Below are 15639 nucleotides of genomic sequence, written 5' to 3' on the forward strand. Positions count from 1 at the left end.
TATGCGTTTATTTTTACTTTTTTTATGCTGTTTAGGTTTTAGCTTTGCTTTACCCTTTAACCAAATTGATACACAAATGACACAAAGGATTGATAAAACTATCCAGCTCTTGCAAAATTCAGAAAATAAAGTGGCTGTATCTAGCGAGATTTTCAAACTCTTTGATGAAATTTTTGATTATCCTTTAATGGCAAAACTTTCATTATCCAAAGAATTTAAGAAGCTAAATACCAAAGAAAAAGAGGAATTTATTAAAATATTTGAAGAAAATCTCAAAAAAAGTTTTGCAAGCAAATTACGCCTTTACAAAGATGAGAAAATGCTTGTTTTGGGAGGAGATTTAATTAAAGAAAATCGTTACAACCTAAAAACTTCACTGATTTATGATGGCAAAGAAAATTACATTATTTTTAAATTTCATAAACTCAATAATGACTGGAAAATTTATGATGTGGATATTCTAGGAATCAGCGTTATTCAAACTTATAGAAATCAATTTTTAGATATTTTAACAAAAAGCAATTTTGAAACTCTAATCCAAAAACTCCAAAATGAAATTACCTTTGATACCAAACAAAAATAGCCTTATTTTTCATTTATTTAAGGCTATCATTAATTCCCCTTTTTATTTTTTGGGGATACTTTTTGCATTTTTTGTCTTTTTTGCATTTTTTGCTTTAAAACTGCCTATTAATGCGAGTGCAGATAGCTTCATTTTAGAAAATGATAAAGATTTACAAACTTACCAAAGGATAGCAAAAGATTTCAAGAGTGAAGATTTTTTACTTCTTGCATTTGTGCCTAATGATGGTGATATTTTCTCCAAAAGCTCATTAGAAACACTCCAAAATATCACAAAAGATTTAGAAAAAATTCCAAATATCAAACAAGTAATTAGTATTTTAAATGTTCCCCTTTTAAAAAGCACCAAAGGTTTAGAGCTTAAAGAGATTTTAGATAAAAATCTAACTTTACTTAGCAAAGAAGTTGATTTAAATTTAGCAAAATTAGAACTTATCCATCACCCTTTTTATAAAGAAAATCTACTCTCTTTAGATGCCAAAATTGCAGGGATTTTAATCTATTTGCAAGAAGATAAAACTCTCATTGCTTTAAAAGAACAAAAAAAGCTTGCCAAAGATGACAAACAAAAAGAACTTCTCTCTTTGCAAATACAAGAACAACAAAGCAAGGCTCAAGAATTAACAAGCAAAACCATTCAATCCATAAAGGATTTAAAAAACAACTATCAAGATAAGCTCTATCTTGGCGGCATGAGCATGATAGCCTCTGATATGATTTCTTATGTGAAATCCGATATTATCACTTATGGAGGAATGCTAGCTTTTATTTTGTGCCTTATGCTGTGGTTTTTCTTTAGGGTTTATAGGTTTATTCTTTTAACCTTTATTGCCTGCCTTAGCACACTCATCATTAGTAGTGGGATTTTTGCATTTTTTGGATATGAAATCACGGTGGTTTCTTCTAATTATGTTTCACTCTTGTTGATTATTAATATTTCTTTGCTTATCCATTTACTCACTACCTATTTAGAAAATCTCAAAAAATTCCCAAACTCAAAATCTAAAAACATACTTCTAGCAACCATGCTCTCTAAAGCCACTCCAAGCTTTTATGCAGTTTTGACAACTATTATTGGCTTTTTAAGCTTAGTTTTTTCAAACATAGAGCCTATTATTAAGCTTGGCATTATTATGAGTATAGGTGTTAGCATTTCACTTTTTTCTACTTTTATTGTTTTTGGTGCTTTTAACTCTCTTTTTCCTCTCAAACATTTTCCCAAAAATATGCCAAACTGGAATATATTATGGCTAAAAACTTGCGCAAAAATAGCAATCTTTCATAGAAAAAAAATCTATTTTATTTCCTTTTTAGTGATTGTATTTGCCCTTATAGGGATTTTTAATCTAAGAGTAGAAAATAGTTTTGTGAATTATTTTAAAGATAGTAGTGATATTAAACAAGGACTTTTAGTGATTGATAACAATCTAGGTGGAACAGTGCCTTTAGAGATTATACTCACCTTTAAAGAAAAGCCCTCTAACACGCAACAAGATGAACTTAGCGAATTTGAAGAAGAATTTGAAGAACTCTCTCAAAACGAAATCTATTGGTTTGACACCCAAAAACTAAGAATCGCAAAAAGCGTCCATCAATACTTAGAAAAATTAGAAAATGTAGGAGCCATCTTAAGCCTAAATAGCCTCTTAGAACTCACAAATGGATTAAAAATAGATAGTAACGAATTTCTTATTCCTTTCTTATATCAAAATTCTAATGAAACCTTAAAATCGCAGCTTTTCTCACCCTATGTAAATATACAAAATAATGAACTTAGATTTGTTTTAAGAACAATTGATTCAAGTCCAAACTTGCATCGCAATGCTTTTATTAAAACACTAGAAAAAGACCTAAATACACTCTTAAAAGATGAAAATGTAAGCATTACAATCAATGGTGCTATGGTGCTTTACAATAATCTCTTGCAAACTCTAATAAGCTCTCAAGTAGATACTTTAAGTCTTGTAGTTTTTGTAATATTTTTAGTCTTTTTGATAGTTTTTAAAAATCTGCGCTATTCTTTTATTGCTCTTTTTAGCAATCTCATTCCACTTGGGATTATTTTTGGGATTATTGGGGTGGCTAAAATCCCTTTAGATTTAATGGGAGTAACTATCGCTGCAATCTCCCTTGGTATAGGAGTTGATAGTGCTATCCACTACATTCATAGATTTAAAGAAGAAATAAAATATAAAAACAAAAAAGAAGCTATTATTGCTACACACATCTCTATTGGCAGTGCAATTTATTACACCACTTTAATGATTGTTGTTGGCTTTTGTGCTATGATGAGTAGCAACTTCATTCCCACAATCTATTTTGGCTTTCTAACAACACTTGTAATGCTTTGTATGTTAGCCTCTTCACTCTTTTTGCTACCTAGTTTGCTACTCACCTTCTATAAAAACCCAAAAGAAAGGCTATAAATTTTCCCAAATGGGTCAATTTATGCTCCTACTTTACTTATATTGCATGAATGCAAAAAAGCTTATAATATTTAATTTAAGTAGTTAATAAACATAACTTTAGCTTTTAAAAAAAATCTTGCAAATATAAAGTTATTTTATTTTTGTTGCTTTTGAAAGCTTGCAAGCGACTTTTATAGCACATAAATAGCTTTTTATCTTAGCTTTATTTTGATAAGCAATATCAAAAGCACTTCCGTGATCCACAGAAGTTCTTATTATAGGAAGATTTAAAGAAATATTAATGCTTTTATCAAAATACAAAGTTTTAAGCGGGATTAATCCTTGATCATGATACATCGCTACATAATATTTTAAATGCTTACCGATAAATGCCACATCTGGCACCAAAGCACCCTTATAAATTGCCTTGCCTAAAATTTTATTTGCTTCTTGCAAGGCTTTATTAATAATAACTTCCTCATCGCCTAAAACCCCAAAATCCCCAGCATGCGGATTAAGCCCCAAGACTCCACAAGGGGGCTTTTTAATAAAAGCAGCAAGATTTAAAAAAAACTCTAAAAGATTCTCATAGTTTATAGCTTGTGGAACATCCTTTAATCTAACATGATCACTAAAGAGTGCAACATACATTTTAGGCGATCCTAGCACCATAATGGTATCTTTTTTAAACATATCCCTTAAAGCCTCTGTGTGCCCTGCATAAGAAATTCCTGCTAATTGCCATGCTTTTTTATGAATAGGCAAAGTAACAAGAGCTTTTGTTTCTTTATTCTGCGTCAAAAAAACAGCGCTCTTAAAACTCTCATAGCTATATGCTCCACTTTCTTTACAAATAGTTCCAGATGAAATCTTTGGAATCTCTAAATTTTTATTAAGATTTTTAGGAGAATATAACTCTAAATTTTTAGGCAACTTTCTTTTTAGTTTATCTGAAGCTTCCTCCAAAAGCTCTCTATCTACGCAATAAATTGGGGTGCAAAATTGCTTTATTTTCTTATGAGATTTTAACAATATCTCTAATCCAACACCATTAATATCCCCAACACTTACTGCAATCTTCAATAGCACATTCCCCTAGTTTTCAAATTATATTCTTTTTCTTTATCAAAATTATCAATAATAATTTTAAACTCTAATTCTCCCTCTCTGCTTAATGGAGTTTCATAAACTTTTTTATATGTATAAAAAGGCTTTAAAGTATATTTTAATTCTTTTATGGGTGAGAGATTTTGAGGGAGAAAATCTACACTAATAATGCAACCCCTTATCTTAAGCAGTCCCATATTTTTGATTGTCCCTTCTACATAATAAGAAGTATCAAATTTAAGCTTTCCATTATGGCTTAATTGCATTTGTGTTTTTTTTAGATAATTTTCCATAATTGCTTGATACAAAAAAGGCGATAAGCCTAGCAAAACCATACTGCAAAGAAACATAAATACACTCAATAATGCCCTATAACGCAATGCAACAGCAAGCAAGAAAAAAAGCACAACAGCCAAAAACAATACAACCAAAACCAAATAATCTGCTAAGGATAAATAGTTAAAAATCGTGCTAAATTTAGAGAGATATTCTTTTAATAATTCCGCACTCAATTCATCCGCCTTTAATCTTTAGCCCTTGAATTTTTTTCTACAATCCCACTTACATTAAAACGTCTAAACAACTCTTGCCTTATCCTATCAGGAGAAATATTTTTATATGCTAACCCCACAAGCGCATGATAAAGCAAATCTGCCGCTTCATAAATAATCTCTTCTTCTTTACCATCTTTTAGGGCAAAAGTAAGCTCTGCTGCCTCCTCTACTATCTTTTTCCCTATTGTGTTTTCACCCTTTTTAAACAAAGTTGCCGTATAGGAGCTTGCACTATCTGCACTTTTACGCTCTTGTAAGGTATGATAGAGTGTATCTACCACTCCATAAACAACACCCATATCTTTCACTTCGCCCTTTAGCTCTACTCCACTAGCTTTGCCCTTACCAAAACTTTGAAAAAAACAAGTAGGATTCCCACTATGGCATGCCACACCCTTTTGCTTCACTCTAATAAGTAAAGTATCCTTATCACAATCAAGCAAAATTTCTTTAATTTCTTGTGTATGTCCGCTTTGCTCGCCTTTCTTCCAAATGCGTTGTTTAGATCTTGAATAATAATGCACAAAACCACTTTGAATACTTAAAGCCAAAGCCTCTTTATTGGTAAAACCAAGCATTAAAACTTCATTACTTTTTTCATCTTGCACGATAAGGGGAACAAGCCCCTTACTCCAATCAATGCTTTCTAACAAACTTGCCATTACTCACCCACAACACTAGAGCGTCTAGCATCTTTTGTATCTAGCCAAATATTTGGTGTAGATCCCCCCGGAGTTAAGAAAATCTTTGCATCTTTATTCACTTGTAAGGCTTCATTAAATTTACTTTGCACTTCAATTTGTCTAAGTTGCAACAATCCATTAGAAAGACTTTGAGAAATCAAGCGATTTGCTTTAGCTTGTGCATCCGCTTCAATAATCGTAGCATCTGCCACACCCTTAGCTAAAGCTGCTTTTTTCTCTGCTTCTTGCTTAGCGCGCTCCACTTCATATCTTGCACGCTCTGCCTCTTGTCTTGCTACTTGCACTCTTTCAATTTGTTCCTTAATAGCAGGAGGAAGCACTATCTCTGTAAGCTGAATGGACACTAGCTTTACTGGACGATTATCTAACTTTTCAATATAATCTCTAAAACGCTCATCAATAAGCGTTGCAATTTCATTACGCTTTGTGGGTAACTCTTCTGCTGTGAAACTTCCCACGACATTTCTCACAATCTCTCTAATTACGGGAGTAATGATTCTCTCTTCCCAATTTTGTCCCCATACTGAAATAGTTTGTGGCACTTTTAAAGAATCAAGACTATATTGCACTGCAAGTTCCACCGATACAGATAATCCTCTAGAATCCAAAACATTAATCGCAGCATTTTTTAAGCTTCCCTCATCGCGTCTTCTTAGATTCATTGATTCAGAATTTGTAAAATCTGCAATCCTTACTTTAGTATTTACTGCAATGATTTGTTGCAATCCAGGTATAAAAAAATGAAGTCCTGGTTGCAAGGCTACTGGATCAAATTCACCCGTATTAATCTTCACACCCACTTCACCACTATTAATAATCTTAAAAGGACGCACAAGCAAGAAGATAACAACCACCAAAACAATCACAGCAAGAATTATCAAGCTTTTATTGTTTGGCATTGAAGGCATTTTAGGATAATTCTGAAAACTTCTATTGTTGTTGTTGCTTCCATTATTGCTATTATTATCGCTTTGGCGTGGAGCTTTGTTCTTTTGTCTTAAATGTTCGTTTAAATCAATAGGCATACTCTAAACTTCTCCTTAAAAATTAATCAATATAAGTTAGCCAATGGCTATATTTTGGATTTTTACCATATACAACATCAAAATAAGCTTCTTGAAGTTTTTTTGTAATTTCGCCTCTAGCACCCTTTCCAATAATGCGTTTATCAAGAGAGCTAATAGGCGTAACCTCTGCGGCTGTCCCTGTAAAAAACGCTTCATCGGCAATATAAACTTCATCTCTTGTAATGTTGCGTCTTTGCACTTCATAACCTAAATCTTTAGCGATTTTAATCACAGAATCTTGGGTTATAGATTCTAAAGAAACATCATTAGGAGGAGTAATAATCACACCCTCTCTTACGATAAAAAAGCATTCTCCACTTCCCTCTGCTATCATACCATTTTCATCTAAAAGCAAAGCCTCTTCATAACCACACGAAATTGCTTCATATTTTGCCATTTGTGAATTTAGGTAATTTCCACATGCTTTTGCCTTGCCAAATAGAGATTTAGCTGGATTTCTAACAAAAGAAGAAGTTTTTACTGCAATCCCTTTTTCTAGTCCTTCTTCGCCCAAATACGCACCCCATTCCCACGCAGCAATAGCTACTCTAACGGGAGCATTTTTATGATACACACCCATAGCACCATATCCTAAATACACTAAAGGACGCACATAAGCGTTATTTTTAAAGGTATTATCTTTTATAACTTCAATTTGCGCTTTTTCTAACTCTTCTTTTGAGTAAGGCACATCGATTGCGACGATTTTAGCAGAATTTAGAAGTCTTTTTGTGTGTTCTTCTAGTCTAAAAATCGCCATTCCCTTAGGCGTCTTATAAGCCCTCATACCCTCAAACACACCATTGCCATAATGCAAAGTATGGGTTAAAATATGAACATTTGCTTCTTGCCATGGCACTAATTTGCCATCCATCCAAATTGATTTTGCTTCAACCATTTTAAACTAACTCCATAAAAAATAAGTTAGAATATACCCTAAGCTTTCTTAAAAGCTAATTTGCCAAATCTATAAAAGTAAATTCTTTGGGTAAATTTGCACTAAATTCATAATCAAAAATTTTAATTTTATGTGCATGGAGCATTATTCTTTTAGATTCCTTACCTCCATAGAGAGTATCCCCTACAATAGGATGATTTATAGAAGCTAAATGCACGCGTATTTGATGGGTTTTACCTGTTTTAATGATTACTTTTAATTTTGTTTTTTTACCACTAATCTCTAAAGGCTCTATAAAAGTAACAGCCCTTACTCCCTCATCTTTTTTAGATACACTTACCCTAGCAAAATTTCCTTTTTTAATCAGCAAGGGAGTGTTAATCTCTCTCCCTTCTTCTACAATTCCTTGCACAATAGCGATATATTCTTTATAAACACGCTCTTTTTTAAACTCCTCTTTTGCCTTTTTTTCAAACTCACTTCCTTCTTTTACAAAAAGTAAAACCCCGCTTGTTTCTTTGTCCAAACGATGCAATAAAACCCATTCTTTAAATTCCTCTGCCACCTCATTAGAATTCATAAAGCTTGGCTTATCCACTGCTAAAATATTTGCATCACTAAATAAAACTTTAGGTTTTAATCTTTGCTCTACCTTAAAATGTGTGCTTGGATTCATCAAAGCTCTTGCAATTTTAATCTTTCTGTTATTAACACTTACAAGCCCTCTATCAATCAAATCTTTAGCTTCATTGTTAGAAATTTTTTCTTGCAAAGCAAGAAGTTTATAAGCTTTTTGAGCATTAGGGGATAATTTTAACTGGGGCGTTTCTTTAGTCTTATTGGGTAGATTTTTATTTTTTTTAGGCTTTTTTTCTTGATTTTTTTTCTTATCTTTTATCATAAAAACTTCTTTTAATAATTTTTTAAAATTGTATCTAAATTTTGTTTATTTTTAATGATAGCATTAGGAATATTTTCCCAATTTTGCAAAACAACCTTTAAATCCTCTATTTTACAAATCACATAACCCTGCAAATTAGAAAATAAAGTTTTTTGGTTAAAAATATAAGCTCCACTAATAATTCTAGCGCCAAAATAAGCAGGTTCTATTGGGTTATGCCCTCCTATTCCCTGCAAGAAACTTCCACACAAAATCACTAAATCACTGATTGCATAGTAGTTATTCAATTCCCCTAAACAATCTAGCAAATAAAATTCCCTTTCACTTTGCAAATCCTCTTTTGAAAGTTTTGCAATCTTTTCTTTATTTGCTTCTTGTAAAATTATATTTAATTTATTTTCTACTTCTAAAAACCGCTCTGGGTGGCGTGGTGCAAAGATGATAGAAAATCTTTCTTTGTTATCTGGATTTAGTTCTTGCCATTTTAAAATCTCTTTTAAAACCTCTTCTTCTTCGCTTTTATTGTCTTTTGCGTGTGAGCTTGCCACTATAATGATACTCTTGCTAGGTTTTGGATATTCTTTGGTAACATTTGGGCGCTCCATAGCTTTTAAATTACCAAAAACCTCTATTTTTGTAGCACCCAATGCCAAAAGCCTTTTTTTATCCATCAAACTTTGTGCATAAATAATGTCCAAAAGAGAAAACAATTTATGATAGAAAAATTTAAAACGCAAATATTTAGGATAAGATCGTAAGGAGATTCTTGCATTCAATAGATAAGTTTTAGCCCCTATTTTTTTTGCATAATATAAGAGCATAAGCCATAATTCTGCCTCAAAAAGAGTGAGTGTTTTTATCTTTAATCTTCCAACAAAGAAAGGAATAAAACTTTCAAATGGCAGGTATCTCACACATCTCTTATCAAACAATTCTAATGCTAATTTATAACCTGTTTGTGTAGTTGTAGTTAGCAAAATCTCACAATCTTTATGCTTTTGAAGTTTTAAAATCACATTACTAAGCGCTCTCACTTCTCCAAAAGAACAAGCGTGAAACCAATGCACTTCTTTTTTGCTTTTAAAGGCTTCTGGGATAAAAAATCGCCTCTTTAAAGAATTTTTATATTTTTCTTTAAAAGAAAGAACAAAAAGAAAAGGTATGCCAAGCAAATGCACTAAGCACACCAAAATATAGTAAGTTAAGACAAAAAGTCTCATATCTTTTAGGCATTTTCCTCTAAGTTAAATAAGATTCTTCCACAATGTGGGCAAGTAATAATATCATCAGAGCGGATAATATCAGAATACACCTTGTCATTAATTCTCATAAAACAACCACCGCATGCCTGTCTTGTTACACTAACTACTGCACTATCTTTAGCCCATTTTCTAATTTTTTCATAAAAAGAAATAATCTTTTGATCCATTTTAGATACAAGCTCATCTTTCTTAGCAAAAACAATTTTTTGCTCACTTTTTACTGCCTCTACTTGAGATTCCACTTTTTCTTGAACTTTTTGCATTTCCTCCTGCAAAGCACTTAAATCATTGTTTAATTTCTTTAATGCTTCTTCACGCCCTTTAATCAGATTATTTAGCCTAGCAATCTCCTCATTAGCAAAAGTAATTTGTTCTTTGGCTAACTCTTCTTCTAAGCTTAAAGATTTACTCTCTTTTTCCGTCTTAATAAGTTTTGCTTTTTTTGCAATTTCTTCTAGTTTATTTGACAAATCTGCCAAATGATTTTCATTTTTTTGCACAGAAAGAGAAAGATCTTTAATAATAGCTTTATTCTCCTCAATCTCTGCTAAAAGGCTTTCTTCCTGCTTTGTTAGCACCTCCAAATCCTTTTTAGCTTCTTTAATACGAGGCTCAAAAGAACCAATTTCTTTATCAAGGTTTGCAATCTCAATCAACTGACTTAAATGCTTATTCATTAACAACTCCAAAAAAATATTTATACAAAATTAAAAGGATTTTGTGAATCCAAAATTATAGCTTTATAGCCATAATTTGTCAAAATTGGCTTTAAAATCTCACCAAAATAACGCTCTAACTCAAAATGACCCACATCTATCAAATTCATTCCATAGCTTAAAGCCTCCATTGCTTCATGGTATTTAAAATCCCCACTAATAAAACAATCTACATCTTCTGTTAAGCTTCTCATAAGACTAGCACCACTTCCTGTTACTAGGGCTACTTTTTTAATTTTAGAATGCGTTTTTGTAGTTTTTAAAGTTTTTACATCCAATCTTTTTTTAATTAACTCACAAAGCTTATCAAATTCCCCATTAAAATCCACATAAACAATAAAATCTTCTTGAAAAATCTCCGCTTTTTCTCCAAAAATCTTTCTTGCTACAAAGCTACCAAAATGTGTTTTGTCAAAATTTGTATGCATAGCAATAAGACTAATTTTTTTAGCAATTGCTAAATTTAGTAAATTTGTAGGATATATTTCATCTACAAACCTCTTAAAAGGAGAAAAAATTAAAGGGTGATGCGAGATAATCACACTCCCCTCTTTAACCTCTTTTAAAATATTTTGATCCACTTCTAAAGAAAGATAAATTTCACTAAATTCCCTATATTTTCCACCCAAAATTAATCCTGAATTATCCCAAGATTCTTGCAATGAAAAAGGGCTAATAGTATCTAAAACTTCTAAAAGAGAAGAAATTTTATTGCTTTTTTGTAGCATTAGCTAATCGCTCCTCTCTTTGTTTTTCTTGCTCCTTATACACAAGCGCACAACCTTTAGCTAACTCTCTAATTTTTAAAATATAGTTTTGTCGCTCAGTAGCAGAAATCGCCTTTCTTGCATCTAACACATTAAAGATATGTGAAGCAAGCATAGCACAATCATACGCAGGCAATGGTAAAAGTGCTTCTAATGCTCTTTTCCCTTCATCTTGCATTTTTGCAAAAAATTCAAAAAGCATTTTTGTATCTGCTATTTCAAAATTATATTTTGAAAACTCATATTCGCCTTCAAAATGCACATCTGCATAGCTATAATTTTCATTCCAAGCTATTTCAAAAACACTCTCCACCCCTTGCAAATACATAGCAAGCCTTTCAGTCCCATAAGTAATCTCCACAGCCACCGGCTCACAAGGGATACCACCCACTTGTTGAAAATAAGTAAATTGCGTAACTTCCATACCATCAAGCCACACTTCCCAACCAAGCCCCCAAGCCCCCAAAGTTGGAGATTCCCAATTATCTTCTACAAATCTTACATCATGATTTTTTAAATCAAGCCCTAAATATTCCAAACTTCTTAAATAAAGTTCTTGGATATTATCAGGGCTTGGCTTAATAAGCACTTGAAATTGATAATAACTCCCTAAACGATTTGGATTCTCCCCATATCTACCATCTGTTGGACGGCGTGAGGGTGCTACATAAGCCACACTCCATGGCTTAGAATCTAAACTTCTTAAAAGTGTAGCAGGATGAAATGTCCCCGCGCCTGCTGGAATATCATAAGGCTGGATAATAAGACAACCTTGCTCTCTCCAAAATTGCTGTAATTTTAATAAAAGATCCGAAAAATAAAGCATCTATTCTCCTTTTAACCACTTTAACATATTAACTTTGACTTCTTCTTTTTGCAAACTTTGTGTATGCACTTCTTTTTTATTAAAAAGCAAAGAAATTTGTGCTGGAATTTGCACGCCATAGTTTTGTGCAATTTTTTCTAATGCTTCTTTATCTCCTAGCTCCCCAAAACCAAAAGCTCTCGCTAAAGTAGGTGCAAATTTTGTCCATTCTGCTGTGGAACATAAAATCATAGGATTTTCCTCTTTGCTTTCTTTAAGCTCCAAATATGCTTTAATCCCACAAGCTGTGTGAGGATCTATGATGATTTTTTTATTTGCATATTCTTTTAAAATTTCTAAACAAACCTCATCTTCACAGAAAGTTGCACTAAAATATTTTTGGATTTTTCCTAGCTCTTCTTGTGTGATTTTATAAACCCTATCCCTATCTAAATCTTCCATAAGCTCTTTTGTTCTTTTTGCACCTAGTAGAGCAAAAAGCACACGCTCCACATTTGAGCTTTTTAAAATATCCATAGCAGGTGAATAAGTCTTTTGCAAAGTCTTATTAGAAATATCATAAACCCCTGTTTGAATAAATTCTGTTAGGATATTATTTTTATTAGAAGCAATAACTATTTTTTTAATAGGGAATCCCATCATTTTTGCATAAAACGCCCCTAAAGCATTTCCAAAATTCCCACTAGGGACGATAATCACAACTTCTTTTTGCTTCTCTTTATATACTTTCAAACTTGCATAAATGTGATAAATCATCTGGAAAGCAATACGCCCAAAATTTACAGAATTTGCAGCACTTAAAGCAATATTTTGCTCTTTGAGTGATTTTTGAAAATCCTCTTCTTTTAGAAGCTCTTTTAGCACACTCTGTGCCATATCAAAATCTCCATCAATGCCAAAAACTTTCACATTTTCTGCATCATTTGTGCTCATTTGCAATCTTTGCACATCACTTGTGCCACTTTTTGGATACAAACAAATCACTTTGATATTTTTTCTATTTGCAAAGCTTTCTAAAGTTGCTGGTCCTGTATCTCCGCTTGTCGCTACTAAAATCAAATATTGCTCTTTGCTACCTTCTATAAAAGAGCTAAAAATCTCTCCAAAAGGCTGTAATGCCATATCTTTAAAAGCTCTTGTTGGACCACAATAAAGTTTTTGCAAACTCAAATCTTCTTCTATTTGCTCCAAAGGTGCAGGACTTTCTATCTCATCAAACCCATCATAAAGAGCTAATGCCTTATCTAGCAACTCATTATCAATTCCTAAATTTAAACACGCAAAAATACCACGCGCTAATTCCTTATAGTTTAGTGTTGCAAATTTTTCTATTTCTTCTTGTGAGAATCTTGGAAGCTTATTAAGCGTATAAAGCCCACCAAATGGGGCATTTGGGTTTAAAACAACCTCTTGAAAACTTTTTAACTCATCTTCACTCTTAGCACCTCTTGTGCCACAAAAACACTTAAATTGCACGCAAATCCTTCATAAATAAATTTGCTAATTGTAACCTATGAGTTCATAAATTAGGCTTTAAAAAGGCCAAATTGATTGAATAAGTTTTGTTCCCCAGCCTTTTTCGGTAGTTCTTTTTAACTCCCCTTGTGTATCATACATAATCTTCGCATCCGCAATATATTGCGATTCGATTGTATTATTTCTTGCAATATCTGTTGGACGCACTACCCCACTTAAATGGATTACTTGCTTTTCACCATTAATTAAAACCTCACGACTTCCTTCAATGAAATAATTTCCATTTTGCAAAACTTTAATAATTCTTGCAGCGATTGTTGTAGTAAAGGTTTCTTGGCGGTTTTGCGTGCCTGTACCTGCAAATGTAGAAGTGTTATTGCCTGTATTGATCCCAAAAGCTGTTAAATTGTTAAATCCATTTACAATCCCATTAATCCCGCTACTATTTCCTCCATAAGTAAGAGAAGGTGCCATTACTGAACCACTAGAAGTTTCATTGAGATTCCTATTAGCACTTGAGCTTGCTTGAGCTGTTTGGTTAATAATCACAGTTACCAAATCATTAAGCTGCATAGCACGCCTATCTGAAAAAAGTAGATTATCCCCTTGCCCAAAAATACTTCCTGGATTCCCAAAATTATCTTCTTCTTCTTTAGGTGGCAATTCCTCCACATAAGCAGGTGGTTTAAAAGAAATTTGAGGCTCTGTGGTAGCACAACCATTTATCATCATTGATAAACCCAAAGCACTTACCATATAGGAAAAACTTAAAAAATGTTTTATTTTTAGAGATTTCATAGCACATCCTTATGCAAATTTAAATCTCTTAAAGCAATTTTGATTCCACTTTTAGTTCTCTCTTTATATAAATACAATATGCCTTAATATCTATTTTTCTAACCCCCTAAACTACTTTGTGCGAAATAAAAAGCCACTGCGATATTAATTACCATAGCAATAAGCAAAAGCGGTGTGGTGCGCTTTATAATATCCATAGGATTTACTTTTGCAAAACCTGCCAAAGCTAAAATTCCACCCGAAATCGGACTTGCAGCACGCCCTAAACAAGAAGCAATTTCTATAGGCAAAACAAAACTTATAGGCGCAACGCCAAGCTTTGTAGCAATATCAGGTGCTAATTTACCAAAAGCATTAAAAGCAGCTATCCCACTACCCATAATCACACTAGCAAAATACACCAAAAAGCTTAAAATTACGATACAAGCAAGCACCGCTACCCACGCAAATGAGCTATCATTTCCAAAATTTTTCATCGCATCCACTAAAACGCCAATGCCACCTAAGGATTCTATACCCTTAGCAAAAACACTTGCAGCAATTAATATACTCACCACGCTTACAAAAATTTCAGCCATACCCTTTAAAATCACAACCACATCTTCGCCAAGTTTTTTAGCATCTTTGTGTCTTATAAATTCTATGATAAAAACTATTGTAATACTTAAAAAATTTGCACTCACAACATCTAGTTTTATACCTAAAAAATAAGTCACAAACAAAAATACCACAGGAAGCCATGGAAAGAAAATATAAATTGTGGGGCAGTTTGGATTTATAATCTCTAATTTTTCGCCCTCATCATTTAAAATACCTTTAATTTTGTCTTTTTTGTCTATCCAAGCAAAATAAAAAGGGATTAAAATCGCAATGATTAGCACATAAAAAATCACGCTATATATTTGATAATTTAAAAAAAGTCCCACGACATTATCACTTTGTCCTACCATATTTGCCATAGTTATGGAATTTGCATCTTTTGGACCATAATCAAGTGCAATGAGTGAAAGCACACAAACAGCTGTGATAGGACGAATTTTTAAAGAAATTAAAACCGGATATATACAAGCTAAAAGTAAAAGCAAAAGTCCCGTATAACTTGAAATAACGATTTTTAAAGCCATACCTACTACAAAAACTCCGCTTAAAATCAAATATTTATTTTTAATTTTTCCTAGCGGTTTGTTAGCTAAAAATGCGAGCTTTGCTGAAGCATTGATGTGTTTCATATAAGCTGCAAAACCCGCCACACTCATAATGATAAGCCCTGTGCCACTAAGCTGCTCTTTAAAGGTAGCCACTATAAAAGCATAACTATCTAGCAATACACTTAAAACACTTGTATGCTCTCTACTAGGAACCTTAGGGAGTGGCACATTAAAAACATAATATGCAAAAATAAGCAAAATAAGCCCTGAAAATAAAAATACAAAAATAGGATTGTATTTTTTAAGCACATAATAAGCCACAATCACAACCGCTAAAAGCGTAGAAAAGATCATAAAAATTGGCATAACTCCTCCTTGTCAATTTTTAAAGTTCATTTTATTATAAATTTGATAAAACTTGTAAA

At 32.6% G+C, this 15639-nt stretch carries 15 protein-coding genes; 2 read left to right on the plus strand and 13 right to left on the minus strand.

Going from position 1 to position 15639, the window contains the following annotated elements:
- Position 1: 1 nt before the first annotated feature.
- Both EBF09_RS02335 and EBF09_RS02340 read left to right on the plus strand, forming a co-directional pair.
- Positions 2 to 583 carry an MlaC/ttg2D family ABC transporter substrate-binding protein gene (locus EBF09_RS02335; protein ID WP_121763542.1) on the plus strand — a complete coding sequence of 194 codons (582 nt, stop codon included), beginning with the start codon at positions 2 to 4 and terminating at the stop codon, positions 581 to 583.
- Positions 552 to 3008, plus strand: coding sequence for an efflux RND transporter permease subunit (locus EBF09_RS02340; RefSeq protein ID WP_121763543.1), 2457 nt, complete (start codon positions 552 to 554; stop codon positions 3006 to 3008). Before EBF09_RS02335 ends, EBF09_RS02340 begins: the two co-directional genes overlap by 32 nt.
- 132 nt (positions 3009 to 3140) lie before the next feature.
- On the opposite strand, the gene pdxA is transcribed toward EBF09_RS02340, so the two are convergent.
- From pdxA to dcuC, 13 genes are all read right to left on the minus strand, one after another.
- Positions 3141 to 4073, minus strand: a complete 933-nt coding sequence (gene pdxA, locus EBF09_RS02345; RefSeq protein ID WP_121763544.1) for a 4-hydroxythreonine-4-phosphate dehydrogenase — start codon at positions 4071 to 4073, stop codon at positions 3141 to 3143.
- Positions 4070 to 4609: a DUF2393 family protein gene (locus EBF09_RS02350; RefSeq protein WP_121763545.1), complete on the minus strand. Its 540-nt coding sequence runs from the start codon at positions 4607 to 4609 to the stop codon at positions 4070 to 4072. Before EBF09_RS02350 ends, pdxA begins: the two co-directional genes overlap by 4 nt.
- An 11-nt stretch (positions 4610 to 4620) precedes the next feature.
- On the minus strand, positions 4621 to 5313 hold the full coding sequence (gene hisIE, locus EBF09_RS02355) for a bifunctional phosphoribosyl-AMP cyclohydrolase/phosphoribosyl-ATP diphosphatase HisIE (RefSeq protein WP_121763546.1): 693 nt from the start codon (positions 5311 to 5313) through the stop codon (positions 4621 to 4623).
- Positions 5313 to 6380 carry a prohibitin family protein gene (locus EBF09_RS02360; protein WP_121763547.1) on the minus strand — a complete coding sequence of 356 codons (1068 nt, stop codon included), beginning with the start codon at positions 6378 to 6380 and terminating at the stop codon, positions 5313 to 5315. The genes hisIE and EBF09_RS02360 overlap by 1 nt, the downstream gene beginning before the upstream one ends.
- Before the next feature lie 22 nt (positions 6381 to 6402).
- Positions 6403 to 7320 (minus strand): branched-chain amino acid transaminase, encoded by a 918-nt coding sequence (locus EBF09_RS02365; RefSeq protein ID WP_121763548.1) that lies wholly within the window; start codon positions 7318 to 7320, stop codon positions 6403 to 6405.
- A 55-nt stretch (positions 7321 to 7375) separates the two neighbouring features.
- Positions 7376 to 8221: an RluA family pseudouridine synthase gene (locus tag EBF09_RS02370; RefSeq protein ID WP_121763549.1), complete on the minus strand. Its 846-nt coding sequence runs from the start codon at positions 8219 to 8221 to the stop codon at positions 7376 to 7378.
- Positions 8222 to 8232: 11 nt separating this feature from the next.
- Complete coding sequence (gene waaA, locus EBF09_RS02375) at positions 8233 to 9441, minus strand: lipid IV(A) 3-deoxy-D-manno-octulosonic acid transferase (RefSeq protein ID WP_121763550.1); 1209 nt, start codon at positions 9439 to 9441, stop codon at positions 8233 to 8235.
- 5 nt (positions 9442 to 9446) lie between these two features.
- A complete protein-coding gene (locus EBF09_RS02380) occupies positions 9447 to 10160 on the minus strand; it encodes a zinc ribbon domain-containing protein (RefSeq protein WP_121763551.1) in 714 nt (237 codons plus the stop codon).
- Positions 10161 to 10180: 20 nt separating this feature from the next.
- Positions 10181 to 10927 (minus strand): Nif3-like dinuclear metal center hexameric protein, encoded by a 747-nt coding sequence (locus EBF09_RS02385; protein WP_121763552.1) that lies wholly within the window; start codon positions 10925 to 10927, stop codon positions 10181 to 10183.
- A complete protein-coding gene (glyQ, locus tag EBF09_RS02390; protein WP_121763553.1) occupies positions 10908 to 11792 on the minus strand; it encodes a glycine--tRNA ligase subunit alpha in 885 nt (294 codons plus the stop codon). The genes EBF09_RS02385 and glyQ overlap by 20 nt, the downstream gene beginning before the upstream one ends.
- The gene (gene thrC, locus EBF09_RS02395) at positions 11793 to 13268 is read right to left on the minus strand and encodes a threonine synthase (RefSeq protein WP_121763554.1); all 1476 of its coding nucleotides are present in this window, start codon (positions 13266 to 13268) and stop codon (positions 11793 to 11795) included. It lies immediately after the preceding gene.
- 57 nt (positions 13269 to 13325) lie between these two features.
- The gene (gene flgH / locus EBF09_RS02400) at positions 13326 to 14024 is read right to left on the minus strand and encodes a flagellar basal body L-ring protein FlgH (RefSeq protein ID WP_121763612.1); all 699 of its coding nucleotides are present in this window, start codon (positions 14022 to 14024) and stop codon (positions 13326 to 13328) included.
- Between the two features lie 140 nt (positions 14025 to 14164).
- Positions 14165 to 15580 (minus strand): C4-dicarboxylate transporter DcuC, encoded by a 1416-nt coding sequence (dcuC, locus tag EBF09_RS02405; RefSeq protein WP_121763555.1) that lies wholly within the window; start codon positions 15578 to 15580, stop codon positions 14165 to 14167.
- Positions 15581 to 15639 lie beyond the last annotated feature (59 nt).

The organism is Helicobacter burdigaliensis (genome assembly GCF_003670295.1).
GTDB lineage: Bacteria > Campylobacterota > Campylobacteria > Campylobacterales > Helicobacteraceae > Helicobacter_D > Helicobacter_D burdigaliensis.